The 12,722-nt window shown below is 39.7% G+C and carries 5 protein-coding genes; 1 reads left to right on the forward strand and 4 read right to left on the reverse strand.

Annotated features, from left to right (window positions below; translation table 11 throughout):
- The first annotated feature begins 85 nt into the window (after window positions 1-85).
- On the forward strand, window positions 86-5,104 hold the full coding sequence (locus MXE38_RS12540) for a type ISP restriction/modification enzyme (RefSeq protein WP_246914822.1): 5,019 nt from the start codon (window positions 86-88) through the stop codon (window positions 5,102-5,104).
- A gap of 968 nt (window positions 5,105-6,072) precedes the next feature.
- Here the strand turns inward: MXE38_RS12540 and MXE38_RS10990 are convergent.
- The 4 genes from MXE38_RS10990 to MXE38_RS11005 all read right to left on the reverse strand — a co-directional run bounded on the left by MXE38_RS10990 (window position 6,073) and on the right by MXE38_RS11005 (window position 12,558).
- On the reverse strand, window positions 6,073-6,906 hold the full coding sequence (locus tag MXE38_RS10990; protein WP_246914825.1) for a DNA adenine methylase: 834 nt from the start codon (window positions 6,904-6,906) through the stop codon (window positions 6,073-6,075).
- Window positions 6,907-7,535: 629 nt separating this feature from the next.
- Window positions 7,536-9,110: a GTPase gene (locus tag MXE38_RS10995; protein ID WP_246914828.1), complete on the reverse strand. Its 1,575-nt coding sequence runs from the start codon at window positions 9,108-9,110 to the stop codon at window positions 7,536-7,538.
- Between the two features lie 425 nt (window positions 9,111-9,535).
- Window positions 9,536-11,278: a dynamin family protein gene (locus tag MXE38_RS11000; protein ID WP_246914831.1), complete on the reverse strand. Its 1,743-nt coding sequence runs from the start codon at window positions 11,276-11,278 to the stop codon at window positions 9,536-9,538.
- A 119-nt stretch (window positions 11,279-11,397) separates the two neighbouring features.
- Window positions 11,398-12,558, reverse strand: coding sequence for a GTPase (locus MXE38_RS11005; RefSeq protein WP_246914834.1), 1,161 nt, complete (start codon window positions 12,556-12,558; stop codon window positions 11,398-11,400).
- Window positions 12,559-12,722: the final 164 nt, after the last annotated feature.

The following is a 12,722-nucleotide window of genomic DNA, read 5'->3' on the forward strand; positions in this document are numbered from 1 at the left end:
ACTGTTAGTATCTTTTCAGATCTAAGTTAAAGATCTACCATCTAACGTTATCATTTAACCAAAATGGCAGGATCCCTTATTTATCGTGTTTGTTAATTGCGAGCCTGGGCACTTTCATAATAAAGACATTGGTATTGACTTAGTAGCTACCAACTTATGCTTAGACAATGAGCCTCAAACCTACACTGCCATTCAATGTAAGTTTTATGCTAAGGATGCTAAGGTTCCTAAAAAGGAAATCGACTCCTTTCTGGCTGCTTCTGATACCCCATTCTTTACTGGTCGCATGATGGTTGCTACCAATAGCGATTGGTCGCGCAATGCTAAACCTACATTAGCTAGCAAGACTGTGCCTTGTATTTTGATTGATAGAGAACAACTTGCTAAATCCAACATTGATTGGTCGAAATATAGTAAATATGGCTCAGTTGTAGTAACTAAGCGCAACTTAAGACCATATCAAAAAGAGGCTTTACAAAACGTCATCTCAGGCTTTAAAACTCATGATAGAGGCAAGCTTATTATGGCTTGCGGTACAGGTAAGACCTATACCTCATTAAAGATTGCCGAAGCTCAAACTGAGAATAATGGTTTCGTTCTATTCTTAGTGCCATCCTTAGCTCTCTTAAGCCAGACTTTATCTGATTGGAAACAACAAAGTGAATTTCCAATTAGAGCTTTTGCTGTGTGCTCTGATACAACTGTGGGCAAAAAGACTAAGAGTGGCTCAATTGATAATCTGTTAACTCTTAATGAGCTTAACTACCCTGCTACTACCAATGAGCAAGATTTAGCAAAGCATGTACAAAATGCCTTTAAGAATAAAGAGCAACAACAAGAACAAGGCATGGTTGTAATTTTCTCAACCTATCAGTCCATTGAAGTTATTGCTCTTGCTCAAAACAATTTAGGCATGCGTCCTTTTGACTTGGTAATTTGCGATGAGGCCCACCGCACCGCAGGTGGCTATCTTATCAATCCAGATATTACTAAAAAGGAAATCCTTGCTCAAAGCGGCCTCCTAAAGGACACCGACCTTAGTGCCATCAATGCCGAGCAAACCCAAGCCCCAACCCAAGCAACTACAGAGGCTGAGCAGGAGCCAAAAGCTAAAACCAAGTCACGTAAGTCAAAGCTAGACTTTATTGACGATGAGGAAGCTGTCTTTACTCGTGTCCATAATGACCAGTACATACACGCTAAAAAGCGCTTGTATATGACTGCTACCCCAAAGATCTATGGTGAAGCTGCTAAAGAGCAAAAAGATAATAATGAAGTAGTTCTTTACTCTATGGATGATAATGATGTCTTTGGCCCAGTATTCCATAGTTTAAACTTTGATGAGGCCGTTCAATTAGGCTGTCTTGTAGACTATAAAGTTCTTATTCTGGCCTCAGACTCTCGCTTTGTTCGAGATGATAGTACTCTCATTGAGCAAATTAATGATGATCAAGCTGCTCGTATTATTGGTAGCTGGAAGGCTCTTAACAAGTATGGTACCTCGGAAGACTTACAAGATGATGCCCAACCAATGAAAAGAGCAGTAGGCTTTGCTCAAGTTATTAATAGAGATGCTAAGAACATTAAAATTGCCTCAAAGCTTTTTACAGAAGAGTTTGATAATGTTGTCAATATTTATCGCAACCAAGTTTTAGAGCTTGCCAATAAAGAGCGTGATGCTTTTGAGGAGCAAGAGTACGAATATGTTGCTAATCACCAACTAACCTGTGATTGTAAGCATATTGATGGCTCTATGAATGCGAATGAAAAAGGAGCCCTTCTCCAATGGCTTCGTGAAGAGCCAGAACAAGATCACTGCAAAATTCTATTTAACGTTCGCTGCTTAAGCGAAGGCGTTGATGTACCTGCGCTTGATGCTGTTATTTTCTTATCGCCACGTAAGTCTCAAGTTGAGGTAGTGCAGACTGTGGGCCGTGTTATGCGACGTGCTCCAGGCAAGAAGCGTGGCTATGTTATTTTGCCAGTGGTGGTGGACAATTTAGAGAATATTGATAATGCCTTAAGCCGCTCTGATAAGTTTGCTTGTATTTGGCAAGTTCTCAAGGCCTTAAAAGCCATTAACCCTAATGATGTCATAGTCGACGGTGCCTTAGAAAAACTAAGCGATCGTATCGAAGTAGTGTGCGTTAACCATAATGCTATTGAGCGCAAAGCTCAGGCCAATACTCCTCACCAACCTGGTGGTGGTGGCTGTATTGATCCTGTTGATCCAATTCCTCAGCAAACTACTCTTATTGGTGAGGACTTTGTATTTAAGGTAGAAAATACCATCAAGTCAGCCATTATTAAGAAGCTTGGTAATCGCCGTGAGTGGGAAGAATGGGCCGAGGATGTAGCTGAAATCTGTAAGAATCAGGTAGCCTTTATCAAAGACAAGCTCAATAACACCGAAAACAAAGAGCTGCGCTATGCCTTTAATGACTTTAAGGATCAGTTATCTTGCTCAATCAATGGTCATAAGTCTAACCAAGATGCTAGCCAAAATGTTAACGAAGCTCTCTTTGGTAGTAATTCCCTTAGCGATGACGAAGTAATTGAGATGCTCTCACAGCATATCGTAATTAAGCCAGTGCTTGATGCTCTCTTTAAGGGCTATGCCTTTACTCAGAACAACCCAATTGCTAAAGCACTTACTGATATGCTCGAGAAATTTGACGACAATGGGTTGCATAAAGCTAACAAGGAACTGGAGTACTTCTACAGATCGGTTGGCATTCGTATGCAAAATGTAAAGACCATTGCCGAGCGTCAATCCGTAATTGTCGACTTATTCGACCGTTTCTTTAAAGTAGCTTTCCCTAAACAACAGGAAAAGCTGGGAATTGTCTATACCCCACTAGAAGTAGTGGACTTTATTAACCACTCCGTAAATGACATCTTAAAGCAAGAGTTTGGTCAGACCTTTGCCGACCCAGGCGTACATGTCCTTGATCCATTTACTGGTACAGGTACCTTTATTACCCGACTAATGCAGTCTGAGGATTTAATCCCTCGTGATGCGCTGCCATATAAGTACTTTAATGAGCTTCATGCCTTTGAGCTTATGCCTCTTGCCTACTATGTAGCCTCAATCAATATGGAGTCAGTCTACCAAGAGTTTTTCCCAAAGGCCCCATACGCTCCAAACAACATCACAGTCCTAACCGACACCTTTGCCCTGCACGACGAGGAAATAGCCCCAATCTTTAAGGACTCCATTGGCAAAAACACCTCCCGCCGCAAGCAAGTCGACAGCCTCGACCTCCGTGTCATTATTGGTAATCCTCCTTACTCTGTGGGACAAGAAAGTGCCAACGATGACAACCAAAATGATCGTTACTTAGGTGATAACGGTGTAGATACACGTGTTCAGGATACATATGTCAAAGAGGCAAAAGGACTGAACCTAAAAGGAAAACTTTATGATAGCTATATCAAAGCTTTTAGATGGGCCTCTGATAAGTTAGGCGATAAAGGCGTTATTGCATTTGTTACTAATGCAGGTTGGCTTGATAGTGCATCTGCTAACGGCATGCGTAAATGTATGTCAGAAGAGTTTAGTTCTATTTACATTTACCACTTGAAAGGAAACCAAAGAACAACAGGAGATAAATCTCGTCGTCAAGGTGGAAAGGTCTTTGGTTCTGGAAGCCGTGCTCCTATTGCCATTACTATTTTGGTTAAAAACCCTAATGCCAGTGAGCAAGGTAAGATTTACTTTGGTTGTGTTGATGACTACATGAGCAGGGAAGAAAAGCTTGGTCAGCTTGCTCTGCTAGGAACTATTAAAAATGCTCAATTATCTGAAATTGTTCCTGATGAGCACAATGATTGGCTCAATCAACGACGCTCAGATTTTGGTAAATTTATCACTGTTGATGGTAAAAAGAGTGATGGCTTAGCTTTATTTAATAATATTAGTTTAGGTGTTGCTACTAATAGAGACGTTTGGGACTACAATTCCAGTCTTATAAGATTACACTCAAGTTTTTCTAATTGTATTGCTTTTTACAATGAACAAATAAAGTTAAAGAGCAATTTATCTTCTGATTATAAAAAAGATAATAACTTATCAAAAATTAAGTGGACTGATGCTCTTAATAAGAAATTTGATAAGCTTGTTGAAAGCCCAAACTTTGATGATAACTGTATCAGAACATCTTTATATCGCCCTTTCTTTAAACAGAATTTATACTTTAATAACTTCTGGATAGAACGACCTGCACTAATGCCAAAGCTCTTCCCTTATAGTGGTGCTGAAAACATTACAATCACTATTTCTGGTGTTGGTCGTTTAGACTCGTCATGCTTTATCGCAAACTGTATAACTGATATCAATCTTTTAGATTCAGGTACACAATGTCTCCCACGCTACATTTATACCGAAGCTCCTAAGGGTGGGGTGATTGGAGAGTTTAAGTCTGTTCAGCCTGACGAACATGGCTATGTGCGCAGCGATGGCATTAATGAAGAGGCGGTTAAGCACTTTAAGGATGCTTATCCTGATCATGCTGATAAAGTCGATGTGGATGCTATTTTCTACTATATTTATGGCATACTCCATAGCTCTGAGTATCGTAGTACTTATGCTAACAACCTACAAAAGGAGCTGGCTCGTATTCCTCGTGTAGCTACTTATGAGGAATTTGCTGCTTTTGAACAGGCTGGTCGTGCTTTAGCTGATCTGCATATTAATTATGAAACGGTAAAGCCATATGATGGTTGCACCATAGAGATGGCTGATGCTCCTTCTTATAAGCTAGAAAAGCTTGCCTATGGAAAGATTGCTGGGCAAAAGGGTGATGCTGCTAAAGATCGCTCAACCATTATCTACAACAATACCATTACCATTAAGAACATTCCTCTTGAAGCTCAAGAGTATATTATCAACAATAGGTCTGGCCTAGACTGGCTTATTAATAAGTGTAAAGTGTCTACTGATAAGGACAGCGGCATTGTTAATGACTTTAATGACTACGCTAAAGAAATGGGAGATGAGAAGTATATCTTTAACCTTATTTTAAGAGTTATTACTGTTTCTCTTGAAACTATGAAGATAGTTAAGTCCTTACCAAAGCTTAATATCCACCCATTGGATAAGTAAGTCCAACAGTAGCTTTAGTCTATTAATTCATTAATATGAAAAGCTCTTAGGCAGTAATGCTTAGGAGCTTTTCTTTTATTTGCGTGTTGCCTATTTGGGGAGCGGGCGAGCAATAGAGTCAAGGTTAGCTTGTTACTTATGGCTATGGCATCTTGGCTCTATTGGTTGTGGGTAATGGGTGAGATGGGTATGACTATTACTTTGGGGGCATTATGGCAAAGGCTTGATAAAGGGTGCTCTTTGAACTAATAAAGGCTTGAACTCTTAGTAGTTTATTACTATGACCATCATCGATGGAGCCACGCTTTTTGGCGTTAGAGTTGATATATCGTTTGGCCTTAACGATAGAGATGTTGTAATACTAATAGAGCTCTTTGATAAACTCGGTTGCTGAGTTTAGTGTAATCATTGCCATGCTTTGTAAAGCAAGTTTAGCGTTGTGCTAGTGTAGGGAGCGGGCGCACAATAGAGTCAAGGTTAGCTATCTACTTGTGGCTATGACATCTTGGCTCTATTGGTTGTGGGTAATGGGTGATATTGCTAAGGCTATTGCTTTATTGCTCTTTAGGGGTAAGGCTCGATAAAGGGTACTCTTTGAACAAATAAGGGCTTGGGCTCTTAGTAGTTTCTTACTATGGCTATCATCGATGGAGCTACGCTTTTTGGCGTTAGAGTTGATATATCTTTTGGCCTTAACGATAGAGATGTTGTATTCCTGATCGAGCTATTTTATAAGCTTTGTTGCCGCATTTAGCTTAATTATTGCCATGCTATGTAAAGCAAGTTTAGCGTTGAGCAAGTGTAGGAAGCGGGCGCACAATAGAGTCAAGGTTAGCTGTTTGCTTATGGCTATGGCATCTTGGCTCTATTGGTTGTGGGTAAGAGGGCTATTGCTATTACTTTAGTGTGCATTAGGGCAAGGGCTCGATAAAGGGTGCTCTTTGAACTAATAAGGGCTTGGGCTCTTCTTAGTAGTTTGTTACTATGACCTCATCGATGGAGCCACGCTTTTTGGCGTTAGAGTTGATATATCGTTTGGCCTTAACGATAGAGATGTTGTAATCCTGATAGAGCTCTTTGATAAACTCGGTGGCTGAGTTGGAGAGCATAAACTTTACACCACGTTGGTTGAGGGCATCGCAGCATTCTTTAAGGCGAATTTGCTCATCACGGTTAAAGCCACCTTTATTGTATTGGGTAAAGTGGGCTGTTTGTGATACTGGGTCGTATGGTGGATCAAGATATACAAAGCCGCCCTTAGTAACTTTACTAAGGGTTAGGGCAAAGTCCTCATTACAAAAAGTAATATTGTTGGCGCAAAAGTAGTTGCTCACTGCTCTAAGGATATCCTCATTTACGATATTAGGACGTTTGTAATGGCCAAAAGGGCTATTAAATTGCCCAAAGGAGTTAACTCTGTATAAGCCATTAAAACAGGTCTTGTTTAAATACAGCAAGCGAGAGGCTCGCTCAATTTTTGAGAAAGCTTTAAAGGCCTCTTGATCTCTATCCAAATTTCTAATGGCATAGAAGTACTCAGGAGTATTTTCATGCTTTTTGAGGTCGGCAATTAGTGCTTCAACATCATCACGAATGGTCTCATAAACTAAAATGAGATCACTATTAAGGTCGTTTACTATGGCTTTAGATGGTTGAATAGAAAGAAATACTGCACCACCACCTACAAAAGGCTCACAATAAGATGTGATTCTTTTAGGCAGTAGGGGAGTAATATCATCTAACAACTGGCGTTTGCCTCCCACCCATTTAACAACAGGGGCAACCAGTTTGTTTTTAGCCATAGCTAAACATCCTTGTTAAGTATGTAAAGTAATAAACAGCAAGATAAAATACAATTAATATGGTCTTAGAGTGAAAGTTGTCCAGATTTAGGCTTATTTAGTCAATGTTTAATAGCACGATAAAAGACAAGCTTTAATAAAATAGCATCTTATTTGTATTTTTCTAAAGATCAGGTAGGCCTTGAAAATAAAAGAACAGCTCCTGATAGGTAGACTCTCTCAAGTCAAACCTGCGAACCTAATATTTTAGCGAAATTTGGCTTATTATTTAATATTTTTTAGTAGGATCTAAAAAAAGTAGGGTAAAAATGCTGGTAAGTAGCATATCAATTGATGATTGGGCCAGCAAAGTGATAGCTAAAGCGCAAGGCAGAGCTTGTGAAACGCTGTAAATGGTGCTGCTCAAACGTTGGCATGGCGTTGGTTAGGCACTTATGAATTGCTGGTGCGATGCTGGGGCGGGCGCTAAAAATTGGGAGCGGCGCTGGAGCTGCGCTGGGCGGGCGATGGGGCAGGCGCAAAAAAGCCAATAAGATAGATCAGTTAAGACCTAAACTTATTGACTTTGGAGTATTTCAATGAACTTTAATCTTTGTTCTCAGTAGTAATTACTGATGGTTGTGAGGGAGCTATGGGAGCATGGTTTCTACTTTGCGAACTTGCTCTAAGATCTCGGCGCTCATACCAGCTTTGCTTTCTTGCTCTTGCAATACTTGCTCTACTACTTGAATAGTGTTGTCGAAAATCTCTTGTACGGACTTTCTAGATTGCTTAATGCATTGATCTTCAACTTTGTATTGGATATTACGAGCAGCCTCTTGGATAGCAATAGCACGCTCACGCTCTTGTTGAGTTTTGGCATCGTACTGGGCTTGGCGGGCTTCATCTTCTCGTGAGGAGCTATTGCCTGAGAAAATAGAAATCACACCAATTACGAGGCTGGCAATGGCAACCACTGGGGCTGCGTATGGAGCAAACTTAGTAGCAGCTAATACAGTGCCTATTAAAGCAGGGAGGCCAGTAAGAGCCTTCTTATCGAAATTAGCACTCTGCATCTTTGGAACATCAGCTACAGCTAAATCACGACTGCCATTGAGTTTGTCATCAATAAACTGACGAATATCAATATTGCCATCAAGCTTAAAGTCGTGATCCATATAGTCAATAGCAAATTGTACTAAGGAGCTCTTAAGAGTCTCATTAATAATGGAGAAGTTATTGGCTAAATTGTCAGCGACACTCTCAAGGTATTGGGTCACAATTGGCTCAATGTTTTGATCATTGTTGTTTAAGCTGGCAACAATTTCACTTTGCATTGGAGCCAGACCGCTCTTAATGACATACTCAACAGTTTGTAAGCTAGCACGCTTTTGCTGTACCAAGTTTTGTAAGAGCTTGCGTAAGCTTTTTACTTCCTGGCTAATCTCAGAACCTTGGAGCTTGGCTTTTAGGGAGTTAAGGTAATTTTCAATATTAAGGTTTAACACCTCAATTACCTCTTTAATGCCAGTGCGGCCATAGAGCTCTTCAATACGAGCTTCTAGCTCCTTAATATTGCTTTTCTCTAACAAGAGATTTTTGTTCTCAGTACGACCTCTTAAGGCGTTCTTAGCATTGACATAAACCACACTAATACTGTCGATCTTTTCTTGTGGTACTTCCAACTTGCCCAGATTGTAAAAAATCTTTTGCATCTGGCGAGCAGTGTCCTCATGGTCAAAACCTTTAGTCATCTTATCATTAAGCACAATGATTAATGGCTTATTGTTATCAATGATTTCTTTGAGCTTAGAATAGACATTGAGATCTTCTACACCAAAATCATTACTCATTACAAAGAGTATAATTTCGCACTTTTTGTATTGCTCAAAAGTTACCTCTTCGTGCTCAATAGGAGCATTAATGCCAGGGGTGTCATAAATGGTGTATTTAGGGAAATCAAAAGGCTGCACCTTATAGGTTTCAGGAGTATCGCCCATAGTGGCACGAACCTCTCCAGCCATGGCATTCAATAGGGTGCTCTTGCCTGCATTGTAGCAGCCATAGACCATAATTTTAGGGCGAAAGTCATTAAGTTTGTTGCTGATGTTTTCAATCAACTCTTCAATGGCGTAATTCTCATCAGAAAGTGCAGACTTGCTTAAAGACTCTTTAATGACATTAAGCTGCTGATTAATTTTGGAGTAGGCTTCAATGGCGTTCATAAAAAAATACTACAACTAAAAATTGGTAAAAATAAGAAAACTACTTAACTAACAGAGCAGGGCGCTTAACTTAAGTTGCCTTAAGGCAGGCCTACTATGTCTTTATCCTTAGCCTTTCCTAAAGGAGGTTAGGCATGGAGTGCATAAAGGCCAGAATAAAATAGTTGTCTCTGGTCATCATGTGGTTTATAGCCCTATGGGGCTTATTTAGTAAGCCTTAAGCGTAACTTTCTATAAGCGTTAAAGGCAGGTTGGTGCCTTAACTAAGAGCCATATTTGATAGCTCTTAGCTCTCAGGATAAAGTGTACCTGGTTGGGGTTAACACTCTAGAAATTTAGCTAAGCTAAGCTAATGCCAGTGCTAGCTGCTTGTTTGGGCTTATGAGTAGCACTGGTTAAGTTAAGTTAAGTTAAGTTTAGCGCTGCTATTGCTGCTTTTTAGCGTATTGAGCTTGGAGCTTAGAGAGGGTGCTTTCTAGCTGGTTAATCTCTTGCTCATATTGCTCAATCACAGTATGGATTGGAGTAGTTAAGTTGGTCTTAACAAAGGAAACAATCTCTTTTTGGAAATCATCGCTGTAATAATTCATGAGATTATTAGTAAATTGGCTGAGCATTTCTTGCTTATTGTCGCCAACCACTTCCTCTGTGGTGTAAGTTCTAGTGCCACCACCAGAACTCTTACGGCCAAGGGCGTAGCCAGCAGTACCACCAGCAGCTGCTCCTAAAGGGCCACCAGCTATAAAGCCTAGAGTTGCACCTACGAGACCTGATAAAAATCCTCCTCTTCTAGAGCGGCGCTCTACAACATAGTGAGTAATGGTAGCAGTGCGATCGGTAATCTTAAGATCATCAGCATTGATAGACATTTGACCAAAAGAACTAGTATCAAAGTTTTGAAAAGCTGAGGCTAGTTCTTCTTGCATAAGCTTAAGCACTTGCTGGTGAATCTTGTTAACGCAGCTTTCTAATACGCTTACTGAGTTTTCTTTAGTAATGGTGTTTTCTACAGTGCTTAACTCATTAACAATTAAGCTGGTAATATTGCTTTTAAGATTAATTACAGACTGTTGGGCATCAAACTCTAAATTAGAGGCAGTACGCTTAAGATCAGCTAGCTTGAGCTTGAGATTGGCTAGGGTTTCTTCCCTATCAATGGAATTAGAGCCTACAATCTTAGTAATTAAGGATGATAGGCTATCATATGGGGCGCTTTGCTTAAGCATTTGTGCTTTTGCTAACACTGAATCAGTTAGCATTTGGTAAAATTGCTCAATATTAGATTTATCATAGAGGTCGTTATCGCCTTTATGGCCACGAGAGGCGGTATTTACAGATAAAGAGATAACATCACCAAGAATAGATTGATTATAGTCAACCTGGCGTTTCTGTAACTGCTCAATAAGACGTGCTTTGACATCATTATTCTGGGCGGTACGAGTAGCCTCGTCCTTGTTAAGGACTATTTGCACAATTTCATCATCAACCTCATCCTCTTCGGTAATATCAGATTTGGTAATGACAATTGATAGCTTCTTCTTTAAAACGGCAATCAGTTCCGCAATCTGTTGAATTTCATCATTTTGCAATGGTGAATCAGAGGAGGTAGGGAAGATTACAAAGTCAGCATTGTCGATATAGTTACGAGCTAGATCGCCATTTTCCTTAGTCATAGAGCTAAGGCCTGGGGTATCAACCCAAGCTAAAGCACCAATTTTAAATAGCTGAATTTCGGCAGTACACTCAAGAATATCAGTCTTAAAGCCCTCAACTGATGAGGAAATTCTTGACTGGTTTTGCTTGTCATAAACCTCAAATTGAACGCTTTGGCTAGGTAGTCTGTGTTCAGCTACATAATTACCTAAAGTACTCTTACCTGCCTTTACCTTGCCATAAATTACCACGATAAAGGAGTTCTCAAGATCAGAGCGGATTTTTTCTTGCTTCTCTAAATCAGCAAAGAACTCAAGCCACTTATCGATATTGCCAGAAAGGTTCTCTTTATAAAGGTTTAAGAAATAGGCAAAATCAGGGTTAGCAATAGGAACATTGATGGCCTTAATGTTTTTAGCAAAGCCATTAATCACCTGATTAAGCTCATTACGAGCAGCCTCTACATTGCTACGGCGAGGTTGGAGCTTTTCTAGGGCCTCATAAAATTCTTTCACAACGCTTCTCCTTAAGTACTTATTTGGAAAGAAAATAATAGTTAACGAGTTGGAGTTGGAGGCTGCTATTACCTATAAGTAGTAGCAGATAGTGGTTGTAATTCAGATAGTAGATAAATTTAAGTAGTAGCCTCTAAATGGGAAACAATGCTGAGCAATTGCTCACAGTTGTTAAGCATGTGCTCACAAGAGTCAATGGTCTCATTGAGCATTTCTATTTTAGGGCACTCAAAGTCAACTGATGGATCAAAGTCAAACTCCGCCATCATGCTTTGTCTTAACTGCTCTAAGACTTGCTCATTACGATCAATGCGATCACAAATGTCGTAGCAGTGAGATCTTTGGTGCTCATACTCTATTTCATCGTAATCGTTGTTTTGCAGATCAGTTAAAAAGGCAATATCATCAAGCAAAGAATCAACATTGTAGGTAAGCTCTTCTTGCTCTTGATACTGCTCAAGTTTAGCTTGAAACTTCTTATTAACAGTTTCTAATAAGTGCTCTTGCTTAGCCTTTTCTTGACTGATTTGGTCTCTAAATGAGTAAAGCTCTTCTTTTAGAGGCTGTAGTTTTTGGGCAATTTTTTCTGCCTTAATGCTTTGTAATTGTGGCTGTAGTTGCTTCTTTGTTTGCTCAATAAGTGTTTTTAGCTCCGCAATAAAAGACTTTTTAATAAAAAGCTCTTTGTGCTCAAGATTTCCTTGGGCATAGCGTAAGGAGTCTACGGCTATAATCTTATAGTTGTAAGCTGCGCCAAAATTGGAGCGTAATTGCTCTTTGACTTTGATTACTACTGAATTTGTTTGCTCATCAGAGCAATTGGCTATATTAGTCAAAACAAAAATAGTACTATCAAAGAAGGAAGCCAAACCTTGTTTGTTAGCAAATTGCTCTAAGAACCCAATCTCTTGTGAGTTGAGCTCACCTGTCGTAATCTTGTGAACAAACAAATACATATTTGCTCTTTGTTGAGCGTGCACTGCTACAGCATCGTCGTAAGCATCAGCATTTAGGCCAGGAGTATCAACAAAAAAGTAATTATCGTGGCAAAACACCTGATCTTCACGTGTTTGTCTGATATCAGAAACTTTAAAAGTACTGTTGTTAAAATCACTAATAAGCTGGTTTAATAAAGTGCTTTTACCCTGGTTGTAAATACCTAGAGCAACAATACTAAAACGATCGCTTGGTAAAGAGTCAGCTAGTCCTTTGAGCTCATCAAAAAGTGAGCTGATGTGCTCAAATTTATGTTGGAAGCGAGCTAAAACATTATCAGACAAGATCAGTACCTTTTACGAAATTACCAAAAACTATAACTTTTCCACCTGTACGGACGACGAATTCACTTTTCAAGCCGTAATTAACAAAAAAAGTGTGTTTTGTCAAGCCATTGTAGATATAGCGTAGAGAGCTATGACTATGCTGCCATTAGATCTACTTCATT

The sequence above is a fragment of the Anaerobiospirillum sp. NML120448 genome (assembly GCF_023050945.1).
GTDB lineage: Bacteria > Pseudomonadota > Gammaproteobacteria > Enterobacterales > Succinivibrionaceae > Anaerobiospirillum.

Coding starts and splice junctions, on each gene's coding strand:
- MXE38_RS10990 (WP_246914825.1), bottom strand. CDS start 6,906: ATGGCTAAAAACAAACTGGTTGCCCCTGTTGTTAAATGGGTGGGAGGC.
- MXE38_RS10995 (WP_246914828.1), bottom strand. CDS start 9,110: ATGAACGCCATTGAAGCCTACTCCAAAATTAATCAGCAGCTTAATGTC.